The organism is Streptomyces sp. NPDC001941, assembly GCF_040296945.1.
Classification (GTDB): domain Bacteria; phylum Actinomycetota; class Actinomycetes; order Streptomycetales; family Streptomycetaceae; genus Streptomyces.
This window is the reverse complement of record NZ_JBEOYE010000062.1, coordinates 38965-57252: the sequence shown is the minus strand read 5'-3', so window position 1 is coordinate 57252 and position 18288 is coordinate 38965. Positions and strand designations below refer to the sequence as shown.

Annotated in this window: 27 protein-coding genes; 21 read left to right on the top strand and 6 right to left on the bottom strand. The window is 69.5% G+C overall.

Annotated elements, in window-relative coordinates:
• Positions 1-149: 149 nt before the first annotated feature.
• Positions 150-752 carry a phage tail tube protein gene (locus ABT160_RS32355; protein WP_351651491.1) on the bottom strand — a complete coding sequence of 201 codons (603 nt, stop codon included), beginning with the start codon at positions 750-752 and terminating at the stop codon, positions 150-152.
• Between the two features lie 143 nt (positions 753-895).
• Positions 896-1303 carry a hypothetical protein gene (locus ABT160_RS32350; protein ID WP_351651490.1) on the bottom strand — a complete coding sequence of 136 codons (408 nt, stop codon included), beginning with the start codon at positions 1301-1303 and terminating at the stop codon, positions 896-898.
• Positions 1304-1565: 262 nt separating this feature from the next.
• On the opposite strand from ABT160_RS32350, the gene ABT160_RS32345 reads away from it, so the two are divergent.
• Positions 1566-1907 (top strand): hypothetical protein, encoded by a 342-nt coding sequence (locus tag ABT160_RS32345; protein ID WP_351651489.1) that lies wholly within the window; start codon positions 1566-1568, stop codon positions 1905-1907.
• Positions 1908-2037: 130 nt separating this feature from the next.
• Here ABT160_RS32345 and ABT160_RS32340 read toward each other — a convergent pair whose 3' ends face one another.
• Genes ABT160_RS32340 through ABT160_RS32330 form a run of 3 tightly spaced genes read right to left on the bottom strand, consistent with a single transcriptional unit; the run spans position 2038 to position 3285 of the window.
• Positions 2038-2247, bottom strand: a complete 210-nt coding sequence (locus ABT160_RS32340; RefSeq protein WP_351651488.1) for a MerR family transcriptional regulator — start codon at positions 2245-2247, stop codon at positions 2038-2040.
• Complete coding sequence (locus ABT160_RS32335; RefSeq protein ID WP_351651487.1) at positions 2241-3017, bottom strand: hypothetical protein; 777 nt, start codon at positions 3015-3017, stop codon at positions 2241-2243. Before ABT160_RS32335 ends, ABT160_RS32340 begins: the two co-directional genes overlap by 7 nt.
• Complete coding sequence (locus ABT160_RS32330) at positions 3010-3285, bottom strand: WhiB family transcriptional regulator (protein WP_351651486.1); 276 nt, start codon at positions 3283-3285, stop codon at positions 3010-3012. The genes ABT160_RS32335 and ABT160_RS32330 overlap by 8 nt, the downstream gene beginning before the upstream one ends.
• Before the next feature lie 264 nt (positions 3286-3549).
• Here ABT160_RS32330 and ABT160_RS32325 point away from each other — a divergent pair, with 264 nt between their 5' ends.
• The 5 genes from ABT160_RS32325 to tuf all read left to right on the top strand — a co-directional run bounded on the left by ABT160_RS32325 (position 3550) and on the right by tuf (position 8677).
• Positions 3550-3999: a helix-turn-helix domain-containing protein gene (locus tag ABT160_RS32325; protein WP_351651485.1), complete on the top strand. Its 450-nt coding sequence runs from the start codon at positions 3550-3552 to the stop codon at positions 3997-3999.
• A 324-nt stretch (positions 4000-4323) separates the two neighbouring features.
• Entirely contained in the window at positions 4324-4695 is a 372-nt protein-coding gene (rpsL, locus tag ABT160_RS32320) for a 30S ribosomal protein S12 (RefSeq protein ID WP_003948652.1), read from the top strand.
• Between the two features lie 2 nt (positions 4696-4697).
• Positions 4698-5168, top strand: coding sequence for a 30S ribosomal protein S7 (gene rpsG / locus ABT160_RS32315; protein WP_351651484.1), 471 nt, complete (start codon positions 4698-4700; stop codon positions 5166-5168).
• A 39-nt stretch (positions 5169-5207) separates the two neighbouring features.
• Positions 5208-7334: an elongation factor G gene (gene fusA, locus ABT160_RS32310; RefSeq protein WP_351651483.1), complete on the top strand. Its 2127-nt coding sequence runs from the start codon at positions 5208-5210 to the stop codon at positions 7332-7334.
• 149 nt (positions 7335-7483) lie between these two features.
• A complete protein-coding gene (tuf, locus tag ABT160_RS32305; RefSeq protein WP_351651482.1) occupies positions 7484-8677 on the top strand; it encodes an elongation factor Tu in 1194 nt (397 codons plus the stop codon).
• 125 nt (positions 8678-8802) lie between these two features.
• Here the strand turns inward: tuf and ABT160_RS32300 are convergent, their stop codons facing one another.
• Positions 8803-10875, bottom strand: coding sequence for a PIG-L family deacetylase (locus ABT160_RS32300; protein ID WP_502984337.1), 2073 nt, complete (start codon positions 10873-10875; stop codon positions 8803-8805).
• A 577-nt stretch (positions 10876-11452) separates the two neighbouring features.
• Between ABT160_RS32300 and rpsJ the strand changes: the two genes are divergently transcribed.
• The 15 genes from rpsJ (at position 11453) to ABT160_RS32225 (ending at position 18251) form a co-directional block, all read left to right on the top strand.
• Positions 11453-11761: a 30S ribosomal protein S10 gene (gene rpsJ / locus ABT160_RS32295; protein WP_003948644.1), complete on the top strand. Its 309-nt coding sequence runs from the start codon at positions 11453-11455 to the stop codon at positions 11759-11761.
• 13 nt (positions 11762-11774) lie between these two features.
• Positions 11775-12419 carry a 50S ribosomal protein L3 gene (gene rplC / locus ABT160_RS32290; RefSeq protein WP_351651481.1) on the top strand — a complete coding sequence of 215 codons (645 nt, stop codon included), beginning with the start codon at positions 11775-11777 and terminating at the stop codon, positions 12417-12419.
• Between the two features lie 8 nt (positions 12420-12427).
• The gene (gene rplD / locus ABT160_RS32285) at positions 12428-13075 is read left to right on the top strand and encodes a 50S ribosomal protein L4 (RefSeq protein WP_351651480.1); all 648 of its coding nucleotides are present in this window, start codon (positions 12428-12430) and stop codon (positions 13073-13075) included.
• Complete coding sequence (rplW, locus tag ABT160_RS32280) at positions 13075-13392, top strand: 50S ribosomal protein L23 (protein ID WP_351651479.1); 318 nt, start codon at positions 13075-13077, stop codon at positions 13390-13392. Before rplD ends, rplW begins: the two co-directional genes overlap by 1 nt.
• A 41-nt stretch (positions 13393-13433) precedes the next feature.
• Positions 13434-14270 (top strand): 50S ribosomal protein L2, encoded by an 837-nt coding sequence (rplB, locus tag ABT160_RS32275; protein ID WP_351651478.1) that lies wholly within the window; start codon positions 13434-13436, stop codon positions 14268-14270.
• A gap of 12 nt (positions 14271-14282) precedes the next feature.
• Positions 14283-14564, top strand: a complete 282-nt coding sequence (rpsS, locus tag ABT160_RS32270; protein ID WP_111663848.1) for a 30S ribosomal protein S19 — start codon at positions 14283-14285, stop codon at positions 14562-14564.
• Positions 14565-14606: 42 nt separating this feature from the next.
• Positions 14607-14954 (top strand): 50S ribosomal protein L22, encoded by a 348-nt coding sequence (rplV, locus tag ABT160_RS32265; protein ID WP_009327087.1) that lies wholly within the window; start codon positions 14607-14609, stop codon positions 14952-14954.
• On the top strand, positions 14954-15781 hold the full coding sequence (gene rpsC / locus ABT160_RS32260) for a 30S ribosomal protein S3 (RefSeq protein ID WP_351651477.1): 828 nt from the start codon (positions 14954-14956) through the stop codon (positions 15779-15781). The genes rplV and rpsC overlap by 1 nt, the downstream gene beginning before the upstream one ends.
• 5 nt (positions 15782-15786) lie before the next feature.
• Positions 15787-16206: a 50S ribosomal protein L16 gene (gene rplP / locus ABT160_RS32255; RefSeq protein ID WP_351651476.1), complete on the top strand. Its 420-nt coding sequence runs from the start codon at positions 15787-15789 to the stop codon at positions 16204-16206.
• Positions 16206-16430: a 50S ribosomal protein L29 gene (gene rpmC / locus ABT160_RS32250; protein WP_017949657.1), complete on the top strand. Its 225-nt coding sequence runs from the start codon at positions 16206-16208 to the stop codon at positions 16428-16430. The genes rplP and rpmC overlap by 1 nt, the downstream gene beginning before the upstream one ends.
• On the top strand, positions 16430-16714 hold the full coding sequence (gene rpsQ, locus ABT160_RS32245) for a 30S ribosomal protein S17 (RefSeq protein WP_351651475.1): 285 nt from the start codon (positions 16430-16432) through the stop codon (positions 16712-16714). Before rpmC ends, rpsQ begins: the two co-directional genes overlap by 1 nt.
• Before the next feature lie 97 nt (positions 16715-16811).
• Complete coding sequence (gene rplN, locus ABT160_RS32240) at positions 16812-17180, top strand: 50S ribosomal protein L14 (protein ID WP_003956455.1); 369 nt, start codon at positions 16812-16814, stop codon at positions 17178-17180.
• 2 nt (positions 17181-17182) lie between these two features.
• The gene (rplX, locus tag ABT160_RS32235) at positions 17183-17506 is read left to right on the top strand and encodes a 50S ribosomal protein L24 (protein WP_351651474.1); all 324 of its coding nucleotides are present in this window, start codon (positions 17183-17185) and stop codon (positions 17504-17506) included.
• Positions 17503-18060, top strand: coding sequence for a 50S ribosomal protein L5 (gene rplE / locus ABT160_RS32230; RefSeq protein WP_351651492.1), 558 nt, complete (start codon positions 17503-17505; stop codon positions 18058-18060). The genes rplX and rplE overlap by 4 nt, the downstream gene beginning before the upstream one ends.
• A gap of 5 nt (positions 18061-18065) precedes the next feature.
• On the top strand, positions 18066-18251 hold the full coding sequence (locus tag ABT160_RS32225; RefSeq protein WP_003956452.1) for a type Z 30S ribosomal protein S14: 186 nt from the start codon (positions 18066-18068) through the stop codon (positions 18249-18251).
• Positions 18252-18288: the final 37 nt, after the last annotated feature.

Here is an 18288-nt window from a genome sequence, read left to right as displayed (position 1 = left end):
GGGCGTGGGGGGGGGCCCGCGGTCCGGCGCGCCCCCCCGCGGGGGGGGGGGGGGGGGGTGGGGTGGGGGGGGGGGGGGGGGGGGGGGGGGGGGGGGGGGGGGGGCGGGGCCCCCCCCCCCCCCCCCGGGTGGTCCCGTGCGGGACCGGATCAGACGGTCGCGGAGTACTGGCTGTCCTTCATCAGGAAGGAGGCCAGCGGCTTGCCGTCGCCGTTCGACATCGCCGTGAAGGTGACGCCCAGCTGCGACGCCGCCTTGCGGTTGAGCTTGATGTCGTCCGTGGCGGTCACCTGGCCGCGCGGGATGATGAAGCGGTACGTGACCGCGGTGGTGCCGCCGGCCTTGACGTCGGTGAACTCCAGGCCCAGGGCCCGGACGTCCGCGAACGGCCGCTCGGCGATCTCGTAGCGGTAGGTGTCGGTCGCCGGGGCGGCCTCGGCGTCGACCTTGCCGCCGCCCATGAAGAACGGCAGCGTGTCCTCGTTGAACTGGAGCAGCGAGAACTTCAGGGACAGGTCACGGGCCGAGTAGATGTAGTGCACCGGGGAGACCGACTGCCACGAGTCGATGGCCTCCAGCTTGTCCTTCTTGGAGAAGGTGACGCCGTCGCCGGTGGTGAAGCCGAGGTTCGTCCAGTCCTTCCAGTCGAGGGTGGCGTCGGTACCGAAGGCCGGCACGGCGGTGCCCGACTTCGCGACGTAGAGCTTGCCGCTTCCGGCGACGCGGATCTCGGCGGAGTTGTTGCCTGCCATGGGGTTCTCCTCAGTGGGTGCAGCGGGGTGGGGTGCCGCCCCGGTCCGGAGGGCTTCCGGGCCCGGGTACGGCAAAGGCCCCGCCGGACGGTCCGGTGGGGCCTGGTCTGTGGGGCGCCCTCGCGGGGCGCCGGGGGTGGCGTCTAGAAGACGTCGAGGGCGAGGCGGATCACGCAGAGGTAGCGGTTCGCGCCCCGGTAGAGGTAGTCGGGCATCCAGCGCGGCCCGTCCTGCTCCTCCGCGTCGCTGACGTAGACGGAGCCGAGCTGCTTGCCGAGGGTGGCGAGCAGGGCGCGCCGGGCGGCGTTGGCGGTGACGTGGGCCGCGGTCTTGTTCGGTCCGTACACCTCGAACTCGATCAGCGGCTTGTCCACGTGCAGGTCGCCGACCCAGGCGCCGCCGCGGCGGTTCACCAGGACGGCGTTCTGCGTGCCGTCGAAGCCGGCGGGCGCCTGGGCGGCGACGGTGATGCCGGCCAGCGCCGGGTCTGCCTTGAGGACGTCGACGACCAGCTTCTCGACGTCCGGGAACGCACTCGGTGGAGTGGTCATGACGGGTGCTCCTCGGGAGGAAGGGCTCGGGACTGCGGGCGCGCCGTCCGGGGCGCTCGACGCGGGGGAGAGGCGGGGGCGCGGAGCGCACCCGGACGGCGAACGGCGGAGGCCGCGTCCCGTCCTGCGGGCGCAGCTCCGCCGCTGCACCAACTGTGACAGGGATCGTGCGCGCACGCAACTAGTTCGGTGATCGAAATCCCGGAACGGCCGTCGGGACCCCTCGCTACCGTGGGCTTACGCACGCGAGAAGGGGCGGGACATGGGCTGGTACGTACTGGTGGAACGCATCAGGCACGGCGAGTGGCACCTGGTGGACAAGGTCTTCGTCGAGGGGGATCGGGACGCGGCCCTCGTCCGGGGTGAGGAGATCGCCCGCACCCTCCCCATGTACCTCGCCACCGCCTCCGACCCGTGCGGTCGGCAGGTGTTCCTGACCTCACCGACGAGCTGGTTCGTGGAGCTGCGCGGCTCGTCCTGGGCCAAGGGCGCCAAGTCGCCGACCGAGTTCACCGAGCACCTGACGGTTCGGGTGGCCGAGCTGGTCCACGTGCAAGAGCTGGTCCCCGCCGAGCCCACGGCCAAGCGCCGCTTCGGCCGCTGATCACCGGTCGCTGGCCGCTGGTCGCGCACGCGAAAGCGCCCCTCGTCCCGTACGCGTACGGAACAAGGGGCGCTTCCACGTGGTGCGCGGGCGCTTCCGGGGCCGGGGGCGGGGCGGCTCCGGTGGCGGGCTACGCCGTGCGGACCCGGCGGCGGGCCGCGCGTTCCGCCGCGAAGACGTCCTCCAGGCGGAACAGCTGGGCGCGTCCCGCCTTCCCCGCCGCCCGCAGGTGGCCCAGCTGGACCCACTTGCGGATGGTCGCCGGGGCCACCCCCGCCTCCTCGGCGGCGAGCGGGCCCGGGATCAGGGCCGGCAGGGCGAGGGCGGTCGTGCTCAGCATGCGGTCTCCTGCGGGTCGGCCTTCGGGGTCACGTCCGTCGCGGCCTCGTCCATCGCCGCCTCGATCTCCTCGGGGCGGGCGCCCGAGGCGTCCGCCAGCCGGGGCCAGTCGGCCTCCGGCCACAGGTGCCGGTAGGCCGGGTCGTCCTGGCAGCCGCACGCCTCGTCCGAGCAGAGGCACGCCGGGTTCACGCACAGCACCGCGCGCCGGTCGGGGAAGGCCCGCAGCGACACCGAGTCGCACCAGGGGCAGCGGCCGGACACCCGTACGACCGTCTCGGCGTCGCCCAGGGTGCGGGCGCAACGGCGCGCCATGCGGCGGACCTCGTCGCGCACGTGCCGGGTGAGCACCGGGTGCGCGGCGATGTCGTCGAGCAGGGCGACGACCCGGCGCAGCCGGTCCACCACCCCGGCCCGGCGTGGCCGGGGCAGGGCGAGGCGGGCGCAGACGGCCTCCTCCAGCTCCACCACGCCGTCGGTGATGTCGCGGATCGCGTCCGACACGTGCAGCCGGATCGGCGCCGCGCCGTGCCCGGGTACGGACAGGCCGTGCCGCTGCTCCAGGAGCAGCGCCTCCCGCCGCTCGGCGCGGATCAGCTCGCCCTGGCCCGGGTGCGGCGCGCGGTGCGCGGTGCCGGCCGGGCCCCGGCGGCCGGGCGCCAGCTCCTCGGCCAGCTCGGGGAACTGGCGCACCAGCGTGGCGGCCCAGAGCACGACGTCCCGCACCACCCGCTCGTCGGCCGGGTGCCCGCCACCCGCGTGCTCAGCCACGGTCGCCCCCCGTCGGGGCGCCGGTGCGGGAGGCGGCGCGGCGCGGGCGGACCGGGCGGCCGTTGCGCCACAGGCGGCCGGCGCAGACGCCGTCGAACCAGCTCTCGGCGGGGGCCACGGCCGCCTCGCACTCCCGGCTGACGGGGCAGCCGGCGCAGGCGCGCAGGGCGGGGGCCGCCTCCTTGCCGCGGCGGGAGAAGACGACGGTCGGGGACAGTCCGGCGCAGGCGGCGGCGGACTGCCAGGGGTCGGTGTGGGGCTGGTGCACGGTGGGTCTCCACGGTCCGTGGCCCCGTGGCTCCCGGGGCGTTCGGTGCCCAGGGGACTCAGGAGGCCGGCGAGTGCGGCGCCGAGAACAGTGACATGTTGCGTGCGGGCGCGCAACTATCAATCAGGGGCGGCCGTGGGGCTTCCATGGGCTCCTCTTCACCAATTCGACACTGTTGCGTGCACGAAAGCACGTAATTCCGCGCGCGCAAGCACGCTAAGGTGAAACCACGAAAGGTGGGGGAGCAAAGGGAGAGATACGCACATGAGCACACAAGGGCTCGACGAGTTCGCCGGATGGGTCGAGGGCCTGATGAGGGCCCGCGGCTACGACATCGACAACCCCCGTGGCGGCGGGAAGTCCCGGATCGCGGACGAGGCCGGCGTCCACCGGGCCGCCGTGACCCGGCTGCTGCAGCGCCAGAGCATGCCCGACCTGGAGACCATGCGCCGGATCGCCCCGCTCCTCGGGGTGTCCGTCCGCGACATGCTCATCAGGTCCGGCCGGGTCACCCCGGAGGAGCTTCCGCTGGCGGCGGACCTGCTGCCGCCGGGCGACTGGCAGCCGACCATGGAGGACTTCGCACACTGGCTGGGCGTCCCGGAGGAGCGGATGGGCGTCTTCGTGAAGGTCGTCACACAGTTCCTGGAGCCCGGGACGGAGGGCGGCGACGCCCGCGGCGCGGCCGAAACCCGCCGCGCGGCCCAGGACTGAACAGGGCCCCGGAGCAGGTCCGGGGCCGCACCGCCCGCCCGTGCCCCGCCGGTGCGGCGTTCTCCCACGTCGCCGGGGCCGCCCGCCGCGTGGGCATTTGTTTTGACCGGAGTCCATGCGGTAGGTACGCTCATGCCTTGTGCCTGGGGTGTGCCCGGGGCCGCGCGCGTGTCCTCAACCGCACGTGGCGTCCGAGACCGGCCACCGCAATCCGTGCCCCTATCCGCTTCCGGCGGGGGTCTGCGCGATTCGACACACCCGACCGCGTGGGTCGGAGTGGTTCCAGGTTAGTTTCACCGACGGCACACAGAAACCGGAGAAGTAGTGCCTACGATCCAGCAGCTGGTCCGGAAGGGCCGGCAGGACAAGGTCGAGAAGAACAAGACGCCCGCACTCGAGGGTTCGCCCCAGCGCCGCGGCGTCTGCACGCGTGTGTTCACGACCACCCCGAAGAAGCCGAACTCGGCCCTCCGCAAGGTCGCGCGTGTGCGTCTGACCTCGGGCATCGAGGTCACGGCGTACATCCCGGGTGAGGGCCACAACCTGCAGGAGCACTCCATCGTGCTCGTGCGCGGTGGCCGTGTGAAGGACCTGCCGGGTGTTCGTTACAAGATCATCCGCGGTTCCCTCGACACGCAGGGCGTCAAGAACCGTAAGCAGGCTCGCAGCCGCTACGGCGCCAAGAAGGAGAAGTAAGAATGCCTCGTAAGGGCCCCGCCCCGAAGCGCCCGGTCATCATCGACCCGGTCTACAGCTCTCCTCTTGTCACGTCGCTGATCAACAAGATCCTGCTGGACGGCAAGCGCTCCACCGCCGAGCGCATCGTCTACGGCGCCATGGAAGGCCTCCGCGAGAAGACCGGTGCCGACCCGGTCATCACGCTGAAGCGCGCGCTGGAGAACGTCAAGCCGTCCCTCGAGGTCAAGTCCCGCCGCGTCGGTGGTGCCACCTACCAGGTGCCGATCGAGGTCAAGCCGGGCCGCGCCTCCACCCTCGCCCTGCGCTGGCTCGTGGGCTACTCCCGCGCCCGCCGCGAGAAGACCATGACCGAGCGCCTCATGAACGAGCTCCTGGACGCCTCCAACGGCCTGGGCGCTGCGGTCAAGAAGCGCGAGGACACGCACAAGATGGCCGAGTCCAACAAGGCCTTCGCGCACTACCGCTGGTAGTCGCAACCCACATCGAGACCGAGAGAAGACTGAAGCCTTATGGCTACCACTTCGCTTGACCTGGCCAAGGTGCGCAACATCGGCATCATGGCCCACATCGACGCGGGCAAGACGACCACCACCGAGCGCATCCTGTTCTACACCGGTGTTTCGTACAAGATCGGCGAAGTCCACGACGGCGCCGCCACGATGGACTGGATGGAGCAGGAGCAGGAGCGCGGCATCACGATCACGTCCGCCGCGACGACCTGCCACTGGCCGCTCGAGAACGTCGACCACACGATCAACATCATCGACACCCCGGGTCACGTCGACTTCACCGTCGAGGTGGAGCGCTCCCTGCGCGTGCTCGACGGTGCCGTGACCGTGTTCGACGGTGTGGCCGGCGTCGAGCCCCAGTCCGAGACGGTGTGGCGTCAGGCCGACCGTTACGGCGTGCCGCGCATCTGCTTCGTGAACAAGCTCGACCGCACCGGCGCCGAGTTCCACCGCTGCGTCGACATGATCGTGGACCGCCTCGGCGCGACCCCGATCGTGATGCAGCTGCCGATCGGTGCCGAGGCCGACTTCCAGGGCGTCGTCGACCTCGTCACGATGAAGGCGTTCGTCTGGTCCGCCGAGGCGGCCAAGGGCGAGGCGTACGACATCGTCGACATCCCGGCCACGCACGCCGAGGCTGCCGAGGAGTACCGCGGCAAGCTCGTCGAGACCGTCGCCGAGAACGACGAAGAGATCATGGAGCTGTTCCTGGAGGGCCAGGAGCCCACCGAGGAGCAGCTGTACGCCGCGATCCGTCGCATCACCATCGCGTCCGGCAAGCCCGACACCGCCACCGTCACCCCGGTGTTCTGTGGCACCGCGTTCAAGAACAAGGGCGTCCAGCCCCTGCTCGACGCGGTCGTGCGCTACCTCCCCTCCCCCCTGGACATCGAGGCCATCGAGGGCCACGACGTCAAGGACCCGGAGGAGGTCGTCAAGCGCAAGCCGTCCGACTCCGAGCCGCTGGCCGCCCTCGCGTTCAAGATCGCGAGCGACCCGCACCTCGGCAAGCTCACCTTCATCCGGGTCTACTCGGGTCGCCTGGACTCCGGCACCTCGGTGCTGAACTCCGTCAAGGGCAAGAAGGAGCGCATCGGCAAGATCTACCGCATGCACGCGAACAAGCGTGAGGAGATCGACTCGGTGGGCGCCGGCGACATCGTCGCCGTCATGGGCCTGAAGCAGACCACCACCGGTGAGACGCTGTGCGACGAGAAGCAGCCGGTCATCCTGGAGTCCATGGACTTCCCGGCGCCGGTCATCCAGGTCGCGATCGAGCCCAAGTCCAAGGGTGACCAGGAGAAGCTGGGTGTCGCCATCCAGCGTCTCGCGGAGGAGGACCCCTCCTTCCAGGTGCACTCGGACGAGGAGACCGGCCAGACCATCATCGGTGGCATGGGCGAGCTCCACCTCGACGTCCTCGTCGACCGCATGCGTCGCGAGTTCAAGGTCGAGGCCAACGTCGGCAAGCCGCAGGTCGCGTACCGCGAGACGATCCGCAAGGCCGTCGAGCGCGTGGACTTCACGCACAAGAAGCAGACCGGTGGTACCGGTCAGTTCGCGAAGGTCCAGATCGCGATCGAGCCCATCGAGGGCGGCGACTCGTCGTACGAGTTCGTGAACAAGGTCACCGGTGGCCGCATCCCGAAGGAGTACATCCCTTCGGTGGACGCCGGTGCTCAGGAGGCCATGCAGTTCGGCATCCTGGCCGGGTACGAGATGACCGGCGTCCGCGTCATCCTGCTCGACGGTGCCTACCACGAGGTCGACTCCTCGGAGCTCGCCTTCAAGATCGCCGGTTCGCAGGCCTTCAAGGAGGCCGCGCGCAAGGCTTCCCCCGTCATCCTCGAACCGATGATGGCCGTCGAGGTCGTCACCCCCGAGGACTACATGGGTGAGGTCATCGGCGACATCAACTCCCGCCGTGGCCAGATCCAGGCCATGGAGGAGCGCAGCGGCGCCCGCGTCGTCAAGGGCCTCGTGCCGCTGTCGGAGATGTTCGGCTACGTCGGCGACCTCCGCAGCAAGACCTCGGGTCGCGCAAGCTACTCGATGCAGTTCGACTCCTACGCCGAGGTTCCGCGGAACGTCGCCGAGGAGATCATCGCGAAGGCCAAGGGCGAGTAACTCACCCGAGTTGACGCTTTAGGCTTGACACCATCCGCCGGGGTTCCGACCCCGACCAGGGAGAAGCACCCCGGCGGCTGGCTTCCCAGCAAAGATCACCTGGCGCCGATGAAGCAAGGCGTTCAGAACCACTCCACAGGAGGACCCCAGTGGCGAAGGCGAAGTTCGAGCGGACTAAGCCGCACGTCAACATCGGCACCATCGGTCACATCGACCACGGTAAGACGACCCTCACGGCCGCCATTACCAAGGTGCTGCACGACGCGTACCCGGACCTGAACGAGGCCTCGGCCTTCGACCAGATCGACAAGGCTCCTGAGGAGCGCCAGCGCGGTATCACCATCTCCATCGCGCACGTCGAGTACCAGACCGAGTCGCGTCACTACGCCCACGTCGACTGCCCCGGTCACGCGGACTACATCAAGAACATGATCACGGGTGCCGCGCAGATGGACGGCGCCATCCTCGTGGTCGCCGCCACCGACGGCCCGATGCCGCAGACCAAGGAGCACGTGCTCCTGGCCCGCCAGGTCGGCGTTCCGTACATCGTCGTCGCCCTGAACAAGGCCGACATGGTGGACGACGAGGAGATCCTGGAGCTCGTCGAGCTCGAGGTCCGTGAGCTGCTCTCCGAGTACGAGTTCCCGGGCGACGACCTGCCGGTCGTCAAGGTCTCCGCGCTGAAGGCGCTGGAGGGCGACAAGGAGTGGGGCCAGTCGGTCCTGAACCTGATGGCCGCCGTCGACGAGGCGATCCCGCAGCCCGAGCGCGACGTCGACAAGCCGTTCCTGATGCCGATCGAGGACGTCTTCACGATCACCGGTCGTGGCACTGTCGTCACCGGCCGCATCGAGCGTGGTGTCCTCAAGGTCAACGAGACCGTCGACATCATCGGCATCAAGACCGAGAAGACCACCACCACGGTCACCGGCATCGAGATGTTCCGCAAGCTGCTCGACGAGGGCCAGGCCGGTGAGAACGTCGGTCTGCTCCTCCGTGGCATCAAGCGCGAGGACGTCGAGCGCGGCCAGGTCATCATCAAGCCCGGTTCGGTCACGCCGCACACCGAGTTCGAGGCCCAGGCCTACATCCTGTCGAAGGACGAGGGTGGCCGTCACACCCCGTTCTTCAACAACTACCGCCCGCAGTTCTACTTCCGTACCACGGACGTGACCGGCGTCGTGACCCTCCCCGAGGGCACCGAGATGGTCATGCCGGGCGACAACACCTCCATGACCGTTTCGCTGATCCAGCCGGTCGCCATGGAGGAGGGCCTGAAGTTCGCCATCCGTGAGGGTGGCCGGACCGTGGGCGCCGGCCAGGTCGTCAAGATCACGAAGTAAGTACTTCGTGGTTGACCTGGTAGCTCGCTGAGCTCCACGAAGGGCCCCGCACCGTTCTCGGTGCGGGGCCCTTCGCCATGCCCGGGGGCGGTACGGGGACGGGGGTACGGGGACGCGGCCCCGGGTCAGCCCCGCGCGCCCGCCCCGGGCGCCCACAGCCACGGCCGCGCGTCCGCCCCGATCCCCACCGCCACGGTCCGGCGCCGCCCCACGTGCAGCGCGGCCGGCTCCAGCGCCGGGGTGCCGCGCTCGCGCACCGCCACCCGGGCCCCCTCGCGCAGCGCGAGCCGCCCCCGCAGGTCCCGTCCCAGCAGCGCGGTCCCGGTCGGCCCGCGCCCCGCGCGCACCGGCCCGTACCCGTCCAGCGGCGCCCGCGGCGGCACCCCGCCCGCGGTGCGCAGCGCGTTCAGCGCCGCCCCGGCCGGACGCCGGAAGTACAGCTCCACCCCGCCGTCGGCCAGCGCCACCGGCGCCACCGGATCGCCCGCGAGCGGCAGCCGCCCCGGGCTGTACTCCACCGGCCGCCCCGGGGCCTCCTGGGTCCAGTGGTGCACCGTCTCGCGCCCCGCCGCGTACACGTGGACCCGCCCGGCCGCGTCCACCACCGCGGAGAGGCCGTCCTGCACGGGCGAGCCGCCCAGGCTCCGCCACCCCGACCAGGCCCCGCGCGGGTCGCGCACCCGGGTGCTCAGGCCCTGCCCGGCGTCGCGCACGAAGAGGTGGACCGTGCCGTCGGGCGAGGCCACGGCGACGGGCACGCCCAGCCGGCGGCCCCGGTCGTCGCCGCGCTCGGGGTTGCCCAGGCCCCGCCAGGCGCGGAACGGGCCGCCGGGGAAGGACTGCTCCAGGAGCACCACCTCGCGCCGGTTGGCCCCGCCGTGCCCGGCCAGCGCCGCGAAGCGCAGCCCGAACAGCAGCACCCGCCCGTCCGGCGTGACGGCCCCGCCGAGTGCCGGGGCCAGCGGTCCGCCGCCCAGGTCGTCGGGCGGCCCCCAGCGGCCGCTGCCCGGCGTGCTCTCGCGCCAGCGCACGGCCCGCAGCCCGAGCACCCCGTGCGCGGCGAGCCGCCCGTCGGGCTCCTCGGTGACCACCGGGCCGGTGCCCGGGTAGCGGTAGTGGGTGGAGCGCACCCAGCCCTTGCGGTTGGTCAGCGGGCGCTTGCCGCCCACGTTGTAGTCGCCGCAGCCCCCCGGGTTGCCGCACTGCCAGGCCGGGTCGCCGCCGTAGGGGACCAGGCGGGCGGCCTTGCGGGCGAGCACGGCGGGCGGCAGGTTCTTGGGCCAGTGCCGGTTGTAGTAGCCGCGGAAGGCGGTGGCGGCGAAGGCGGGCACCCCGTCGCCGGCCCGGGTGCGCTCGGCGACCCAGCGCACCAGCGCCGCCCAGCTGAAGGAGGCCACCGCGGTGTGGTCGGCGTGGTCGGAGTAGCCGGGCTGCTCGCTGTCCGCGCGCCGGGTGGCGTCGTCGCTGTGCTGGATGTCGGGGTCCGGGTCGAGGGTGTGCACCACGGTGGGCCGGTACCGCTCGAACAGCCCGACGAGCACGTCGATCAGCTGGTCGTGGCCGTAGGCCGAGGACCGGGTGAGCGGGGACCCTTCGGAGACCACGGTGCGCAGGGTGCCCGCGCGGTCCTTCCACAGGCTGGGGAGGGCCATCGGGCGGCGCGGCGCGTGCATGGGCAGGTTGAGGAAGACCAGCTCCACCCGGCGGCCCCGGTGGACCAGGGTGTCGACCTCGGCGCGGTGCCCCCCGCGCAGCGTGGCGACGCCCTTCTTCCAGGGCGCGAAGGCGTCCAGGCCGAGCATGCGCGCGTACGCCTGGCGCAGCCCCTGGTGGCGTGCGGAGGCGTACGCGGCCTTGTCCACCCGCACGTCCTTGCGCCCGGGCACCTTGTTGCGGCCGTCGTGCTCGCCCGCCGTCACGTAGACGCAGACCAGCGGCACGCCCGCGGCCACCAGGAGCTCCGCGTCGGGGTTCATGAAGTACAGGTCGTCGTCCGGGTGGGCCAGGAGCTGCATCAGCCGGGCGTGCCCGGAGCTGGTGATCGGCACGCCGGGGGCGGGGTCGGCGGTGGGGCCGGTGCGGCGCGGGGCGGGCACCGAGCAGCCGGCGACCGCGGCCAGCGCGACGGCGGCGGCGGAGCCCAGGAACGCGCGGCGGCGCGGGGAAGCGGGGGAGGAGGGTCTGGCCGACTCGTTCACCGGGCGTGCTCCGTCCGCTACCCCCGCAGCGGGCCGTCTCCCGTGCGCGCCTTGCAAGACGGGGGATGGCTACCCGGGGTTGCCCGGGTGTCCGTACGGCGGGAGCCCTCAACCGCCCGTATGGAGGGCCCCGAACGGCCGAAGTGAGCGGGATCACGTGCCCTGCGCGCACCGGGGTGAGCGGCGGTTTGACAGGTCAGGGGCTGGGGGTACGCTCTTCGGCTCGATTGGCCAGGCGATGCCCCCGTATGGCAGACTATCGGGGTTGCTCGGTTGAGTGCCGATGCTGCGCGCCTCCCGCCGGGAGGACTGGAAGCGAGTCCCACAGTACTCGTCGGCCCCACGCGGGTCGGACGTACGGGAATCTTCCGGGAAGTGTCAGCGGGGCTCCGGCCAGGCGCCCGGTGGGTGTTCTGCCCCCGGCTCGCGGTCTCAGGGCCCGCACCCCCTTGGTTGGGAAATCCTTCGGGACTTCTTCGTAGAGGGAATGCGACACGCCCGACCGCGTGGGTCGGAGGCAGAACGCGAACGCACCGAGCTCCAGAGCGTTAACGAGAGACAGGACTACGAAGTAGCCATGGCGGGACAGAAGATCCGCATCCGGCTCAAGGCCTACGACCACGAGGTCATCGACTCCTCGGCGAAGAAGATCGTCGAGACGGTGACGCGCACTGGTGCGTCGGTCGCGGGCCCGGTGCCGCTGCCCACTGAGAAGAACGTGTACTGCGTCATCAAGTCGCCGCACAAGTACAAGGACTCGCGCGAGCACTTCGAGATGCGCACGCACAAGCGCCTCATCGACATCCTCGACCCCACGCCGAAGACGGTTGACTCGCTCATGCGCCTCGACCTGCCGGCGGGCGTCGACATCGAGATCAAGCTCTGAGGTGACGCGCGAGATGGCTAAGAACATCAAGGGCATCCTGGGCGAGAAGCTCGGCATGACGCAGGTCTGGGACGAGAACAACCGGGTCGTCCCGGTGACCGTCGTCAAGGCCGGCCCGAACGTCGTGACCCAGGTGCGTACGAACGACATCGACGGCTACGAGTCGGTCCAGATCGCCTTCGGCGAGATCGACCCGCGCAAGGTGAACAAGCCCCTCAAGGGCCACTTCGCCAAGGCCGACGTCACCCCGCGCCGTCACCTCGTCGAGATCCGTACCGCTGACGCCAGCGAGTACGCCCTCGGCCAGGAGATCACCGCCGAGGTCTTCGAGGCGGGCATCAAGGTCGACGTCACCGGCAAGAGCAAGGGCAAGGGCTTCGCCGGTGTCATGAAGCGCCACAACTTCCGTGGCCTGGGCGCCGGACACGGCACCCAGCGCAAGCACCGCTCGCCCGGCTCCATCGGTGGCTGCGCCACCCCGGGTCGTGTGTTCAAGGGCCTCCGCATGGCGGGCCGCATGGGCAACGAGCGGGTCACCACCCAGAACCTGACCGTCCACGCCGTTGACGCGGAGAAGGGTCTGCTGCTCATCAAGGGCGCGGTTCCCGGTCCGAACGGCGGCCTCGTCCTGGTCCGTACCGCGGCCAAGGGGGCCTGAGGTAACCGATGAGCACCATTGACATCCTTTCGCCCGCTGGCGACAAGGCCGGTAGCGTCGAGCTCCCCGCGGAGATCTTCGACGCCAAGGTCAGCGTTCCGCTGATCCACCAGGTCGTCGTCGCGCAGCTGGCCGCTGCCCGCCAGGGCACGCACAAGACCAAGACCCGCGGCGAGGTCCGTGGCGGTGGCAAGAAGCCTTACCGCCAGAAGGGCACCGGCCGCGCCCGCCAGGGTTCGACCCGCGCTCCGCAGTTCGCCGGCGGTGGCGTCGTCCACGGCCCCGTGCCGCGTGACTACTCGCAGCGGACCCCGAAGAAGATGAAGGCCGCCGCCCTGCGCGGTGCCCTCAGCGACCGGGCCCGTCACTCCCGCATCCACGTCGTCTCCGGCGTGATCGAGGGCGAGGTCTCCACGAAGGCCGCGAAGACGCTGTTCGGCAAGATCTCGGAGCGCAAGAACCTGCTCCTGGTCGTCGAGCGCTCCGACGAGGCCGCGTGGCTGTCCGCCCGCAACCTGCCCCAGGTGCACATCCTGGAGCCGGGCCAGCTGAACACGTACGACGTGCTCGTTTCGGACGACGTGGTCTTCACCAAGGCCGCTTTCGAGTCCTTCGTCTCTGGCCCCAAGGCCGACAACGAAGGGAACGAGGGCTGATGTCCGAGATCACCAGCAAGACCTTCACGGACCCGCGCGACGTCCTCGTCAAGCCGGTTGTCTCCGAGAAGAGCTACGCGCTGCTCGACGAGAACAAGTACACGTTCATCGTCGCGCCCGGCTCCAACAAGACCCAGATCAAGCAGGCCGTCGAGGCGGTCTTCTCGGTCAAGGTCACCGGGGTCAACACGATCAACCGTCAGGGCAAGCGCAAGCGCACCCGCACCGGTTTCGGCAAGCGCGCCAACACCAAGCGCGCCATCGTGACCCTTGCTGAGGGCGACCGTATCGACATCTTCGGCGGTCCGACCGCCTAAGGGCGGTCTGGATCGTCCGAATATCGGACGAGGACTGAGAAATGGGTATCCGCAAGTACAAGCCGACGACTCCGGGCCGTCGTGGCTCCAGCGTCGCCGACTTCGTCGAGATCACGCGGTCCACGCCGGAGAAGTCGCTGGTCCGTCCCCTGCACAGCAAGGGCGGCCGTAACAACACCGGTCGTGTGACCGTCCGTCACCAGGGCGGTGGCCACAAGCGCGCCTACCGCGTGATCGACTTCCGTCGTCACGACAAGGACGGCGTGCCGGCCAAGGTCGCTCACATCGAGTACGACCCGAACCGCACCGCGCGCATCGCTCTCCTGCACTACGCGGACGGCGAGAAGCGCTACATCATCGCGCCGCGTGGCCTGAGCCAGGGCGACCGCATCGAGAACGGCCCCGGGGCCGACATCAAGCCGGGCAACAACCTGGCGCTGCGCAACATCCCGGTCGGTACGACCATCCACGCCATCGAGCTGCGTCCCGGCGGCGGTGCGAAGTTCGCCCGCTCCGCGGGTGCCTCCGTGCAGCTGCTGGCGAAGGAGGGCACCATGGCCCACCTTCGTATGCCGTCGGGCGAGATCCGTCTGGTCGACGCCCGCTGCCGCGCCACCATCGGCGAGGTCGGCAACGCCGAGCAGTCGAACATCAACTGGGGCAAGGCCGGCCGCATGCGCTGGAAGGGCGTCCGCCCGACCGTCCGCGGTGTCGCCATGAACCCGGTCGACCACCCGCACGGTGGTGGTGAAGGCAAGACTTCCGGTGGTCGCCACCCGGTCTCGCCGTGGGGTCAGAAGGAGGGTCGTACTCGTTCTCCCAAGAAGGCGAGCAACAAGTACATCGTCCGCCGCCGCAAGACGAACAAGAAGCGCTAGGAGCGGGTTTAGATGCCGCGCAGTCTCAAGAAGGGACCCTTCGTCGACGGCCACCTCGTGAAGAAGGTGGACGTACAGAACGAAGCCGGTACCAAGAACGTCATCAAGACCTGGTCCCGCCGCTCGATGATCATCCCCAGCATGCTGGGCCACACCATCGCGGTGCACAACGGCAAGACCCACATCCCGGTGTTCGTCACCGAGTCGATGGTCGGCCACAAGCTCGGCGAGTTCTCGCCGACGCGCACCTTCCGGGGTCACGTCAAGGACGACCGGAAGTCGAAGCGCCGCTAACGCGGGGTGGAATCGACTATGACTAACACCGAAGGGACAACCATGGAAGCCAGGGCCCAGGCGCGGTACATCCGCGTCACGCCCATGAAGGCCCGCCGCGTGGTGGACCTCATCCGTGGCATGGATGCCACGGAGGCTCAGGCGGTCCTGCGTTTCGCCCCGCAGGCCGCGTCTGTGCCGGTCGGCAAGGTGCTCGACAGCGCCATTGCCAATGCCGCGCACAACTACGACCACACGGACGCCTCCTCGCTGTTCATCAGCGAGGCGTACGTCGACGAGGGCCCGACCCTGAAGCGGTTCCGTCCGCGCGCCCAGGGCCGTGCCTACCGGATCCGCAAGCGGACCAGCCACATCACCGTGGTCGTCAGCAGCAAGGAAGGAACCCGGTAATGGGCCAGAAGGTAAACCCGCACGGGTTCCGGCTCGGCATCACCACCGACTTCAAGTCGCGCTGGTACGCCGACAAGCTGTACAAGGACTACGTCAAGGAAGACGTCGCCATCCGTCGGATGATGACGTCCGGCATGGAGCGCGCCGGCATCTCGAAGGTTGAGATCGAGCGCACCCGTGACCGCGTGCGGGTGGACATCCACACCGCGCGTCCCGGCATCGTCATCGGCCGCCGTGGCGCCGAGGCCGACCGCATCCGCGGCGACCTCGAGAAGCTCACGGGCAAGCAGGTCCAGCTGAACATCCTCGAGGTCAAGAACCCCGAGGTCGACGCTCAGCTCGTGGCCCAGGCCGTTGCCGAGCAGCTGTCCTCCCGCGTCTCCTTCCGTCGGGCCATGCGCAAGAGCATGCAGTCCGCCATGAAGGCCGGCGCCAAGGGCATCAAGATCCAGTGTGGCGGCCGCCTCGGCGGTGCCGAGATGTCGCGCTCGGAGTTCTACCGCGAGGGTCGTGTGCCGCTGCACACGCTGCGCGCGAACGTCGAGTACGGCTTCTTCGAGGCCAAGACGACCTTCGGCCGCATCGGCGTGAAGGTCTGGATCTACAAGGGCGACGTCAAGAACATCGCCGAGGTCCGCGCCGAGAACGCCGCTGCCCGCGCCGGCAACCGTCCGGCCCGTGGCGGCAACGACCGCCCGGCCCGCGGTGGCCGTGGTGGCGAGCGTGGCGGTCGCGGTCGCAAGCCGCAGCAGGCTCCCGCTGCCGAGGCCCCCAAGGCCGAGGCCGCCGCCGCTCCGGCTGCTGAGAGCACCGGAACGGAGGCCTGACCGAAATGCTGATCCCCCGTAGGGTCAAGCACCGCAAGCAGCACCACCCCAAGCGCCGCGGCATGGCCAAGGGTGGTACGCAGGTCGCGTTCGGTGAGTACGGCATCCAGGCCGTCACGCCGGCGTACGTGACCAACCGCCAGATCGAGGCGGCGCGTATCGCGATGACCCGCCACATCAAGCGTGGCGGCAAGGTCTGGATCAACATCTACCCGGACCGTCCTCTGACGAAGAAGCCCGCCGAGACCCGCATGGGTTCCGGTAAGGGTTCCCCCGAGTGGTGGGTCGCGAACGTGCACCCGGGCCGGGTCATGTTCGAGCTGTCCTACCCGAACGAGAAGATTGCGCGTGAAGCTCTGACTCGTGCGGCCCACAAGCTGCCGATGAAGTGCCGGATCGTCAAGCGCGAGGCAGGTGAAGCGTGATGTCGGCCGGTACCAAGGCGTCCGAGCTGCGCGAGCTGGGCAACGAGGAGCTTGTCGCCAAGCTCCGCGAGGCCAAGGAAGAGCTGTTCAACCTCCGCTTCCAGGCGGCGACCGGTCAGCTCGAGAACCACGGTCGGCTCAAGGCCGTCCGCAAGGACATCGCGCGGATCTACACCCTGATGCGTGAGCGCGAGCTGGGCATCGAGACGGTGGAGAGCGCCTGATGAGCGAGAGCAACGTGACTGAGAACACCGAGGCGCGCGGTTTCCGCAAGACCCGCGAGGGTCTCGTCGTCAGCGACAAGATGGACAAGACCGTCGTCGTCGCCGTCGAGGACCGCGTGAAGCACGCGCTGTACGGCAAGGTCATCCGCCGTACGAACAAGCTCAAGGCGCACGACGAGCAGAACGCTGCCGGCGTCGGCGACCGCGTCCTCATCATGGAGACGCGTCCGCTGTCGGCGAGCAAGCGCTGGCGCATCGTCGAGATCCTCGAGAAGGCCAAGTAATCACCTGAAGGGTTTCCTTCAGGTTCGTTCCGCCAGGCTCGGCAGGGGCTGAGAAACCGGCCCCTGCCGGGAACCGGCAGACAAACAGGAGATAGACGTGATCCAGCAGGAGTCGCGACTTCGCGTCGCCGACAACACTGGTGCCAAGGAGATCCTTTGCATCCGTGTTCTCGGTGGCTCGGGTCGCCGCTACGCGGGCATCGGTGACGTCATCGTCGCCACCGTCAAGGACGCGATCCCCGGTGGCAACGTGAAGAAGGGTGACGTCGTCAAGGCGGTCATCGTTCGCACCGTCAAGGAGCGCCGCCGCCAGGACGGCTCGTACATCCGCTTCGACGAGAACGCCGCCGTCATTCTGAAGAACGACGGCGACCCTCGCGGCACCCGTATCTTCGGCCCGGTCGGCCGTGAGCTGCGCGAGAAGAAGTTCATGAAGATCATCTCGCTCGCGCCGGAGGTGCTGTAAGCATGAAGATCAAGAAGGGCGACCTGGTACAGGTCATCACCGGCAAGGACAAGGGCAAGCAGGGCAAGGTCATCGCGGCCTTCCCCCGCGAGGACCGCGTCCTGGTCGAGGGTGTCAACCGGGTCAAGAAGCACACCAAGGCCGGCCAGACCGCCCGTGGTTCGCAGACCGGTGGCATCGTCACGACCGAGGCCCCCATCCACATCTCCAACGTCCAGCTGGTCGTTGAGAAGGATGGCAACAAGGTCGTCACGCGCGTCGGTTACCGCTTCGACGACGAGGGCAACAAGATCCGCGTTGCCAAGCGGACGGGTGAGGACATCTGATGGCTACCACCAATCCGCGTCTGAAGCTGAAGTACCGCGAGGAGATCGCGGGCAAGCTGCGTGAGGAGTTCTCGTACGAGAACGTCATGCAGGTTCCCGGCCTCGTGAAGATCGTGGTCAACATGGGTGTCGGCGACGCCGCCCGTGACTCGAAGCTGATCGAGGGCGCGATCCGCGACCTGACCACGATCACCGGCCAGAAGCCTGCCGTCACCAAGGCCCGCAAGTCCATCGCGCAGTTCAAGCTGCGCGAGGGCCAGCCGATCGGTGCCCACGTCACCCTCCGCGGTGACCGCATGTGGGAGTTCCTGGACCGTACGCTGTCGCTCGCGCTGCCGCGCATCCGCGACTTCCGCGGCCTGTCGCCGAAGCAGTTCGACGGCCGTGGCAACTACACCTTCGGTCTCACGGAGCAGGTCATGTTCCACGAGATCGACCAGGACAAGATCGACCGTACCCGGGGTATGGACATCACCGTGGTCACCACGGCGACCAACGACGCTGAGGGCCGCGCGCTCCTTCGTCACCTCGGCTTCCCGTTCAAGGAGGCGTAAGCGAGATGGCGAAGAAGGCTCTCATCGCGAAGGCTGCCCGCAAGCCCAAGTTCGGTGTGCGTGCGTACACCCGCTGCCAGCGCTGCGGTCGCCCCCACTCCGTGTACCGCAAGTTCGGCCTCTGCCGCGTGTGCCTTCGTGAGATGGCTCACCGTGGCGAGCTGCCGGGCGTGACCAAGAGCTCCTGGTAATCCCCGGTTTTCCGGGTTTTATCGGAGACTCTCGGTA

Excerpts from the sequence above, each read along its gene's own strand:
- ABT160_RS32355 (WP_351651491.1), bottom strand. The coding sequence starts at position 752 with ATGGCAGGCAACAACTCCGCCGAGATCCGCGTCGCCGGAAGCGGCAAG.
- ABT160_RS32350 (WP_351651490.1), bottom strand. The coding sequence starts at position 1,303 with ATGACCACTCCACCGAGTGCGTTCCCGGACGTCGAGAAGCTGGTCGTC.
- ABT160_RS32345 (WP_351651489.1), top strand. The coding sequence starts at position 1,566 with ATGGGCTGGTACGTACTGGTGGAACGCATCAGGCACGGCGAGTGGCAC.
- ABT160_RS32340 (WP_351651488.1), bottom strand. The coding sequence starts at position 2,247 with ATGCTGAGCACGACCGCCCTCGCCCTGCCGGCCCTGATCCCGGGCCCG.
- ABT160_RS32325 (WP_351651485.1), top strand. The coding sequence starts at position 3,550 with ATGAGCACACAAGGGCTCGACGAGTTCGCCGGATGGGTCGAGGGCCTG.
- rpsG (WP_351651484.1), top strand. The coding sequence starts at position 4,698 with ATGCCTCGTAAGGGCCCCGCCCCGAAGCGCCCGGTCATCATCGACCCG.
- fusA (WP_351651483.1), top strand. The coding sequence starts at position 5,208 with ATGGCTACCACTTCGCTTGACCTGGCCAAGGTGCGCAACATCGGCATC.
- rpsJ (WP_003948644.1), top strand. The coding sequence starts at position 11,453 with ATGGCGGGACAGAAGATCCGCATCCGGCTCAAGGCCTACGACCACGAG.
- rplC (WP_351651481.1), top strand. The coding sequence starts at position 11,775 with ATGGCTAAGAACATCAAGGGCATCCTGGGCGAGAAGCTCGGCATGACG.
- rplD (WP_351651480.1), top strand. The coding sequence starts at position 12,428 with ATGAGCACCATTGACATCCTTTCGCCCGCTGGCGACAAGGCCGGTAGC.
- rplW (WP_351651479.1), top strand. The coding sequence starts at position 13,075 with ATGTCCGAGATCACCAGCAAGACCTTCACGGACCCGCGCGACGTCCTC.
- rplB (WP_351651478.1), top strand. The coding sequence starts at position 13,434 with ATGGGTATCCGCAAGTACAAGCCGACGACTCCGGGCCGTCGTGGCTCC.
- rpsS (WP_111663848.1), top strand. The coding sequence starts at position 14,283 with ATGCCGCGCAGTCTCAAGAAGGGACCCTTCGTCGACGGCCACCTCGTG.
- rplV (WP_009327087.1), top strand. The coding sequence starts at position 14,607 with ATGGAAGCCAGGGCCCAGGCGCGGTACATCCGCGTCACGCCCATGAAG.
- rpsC (WP_351651477.1), top strand. The coding sequence starts at position 14,954 with ATGGGCCAGAAGGTAAACCCGCACGGGTTCCGGCTCGGCATCACCACC.
- rplP (WP_351651476.1), top strand. The coding sequence starts at position 15,787 with ATGCTGATCCCCCGTAGGGTCAAGCACCGCAAGCAGCACCACCCCAAG.
- rpmC (WP_017949657.1), top strand. The coding sequence starts at position 16,206 with ATGTCGGCCGGTACCAAGGCGTCCGAGCTGCGCGAGCTGGGCAACGAG.
- rpsQ (WP_351651475.1), top strand. The coding sequence starts at position 16,430 with ATGAGCGAGAGCAACGTGACTGAGAACACCGAGGCGCGCGGTTTCCGC.
- rplX (WP_351651474.1), top strand. The coding sequence starts at position 17,183 with ATGAAGATCAAGAAGGGCGACCTGGTACAGGTCATCACCGGCAAGGAC.
- ABT160_RS32225 (WP_003956452.1), top strand. The coding sequence starts at position 18,066 with ATGGCGAAGAAGGCTCTCATCGCGAAGGCTGCCCGCAAGCCCAAGTTC.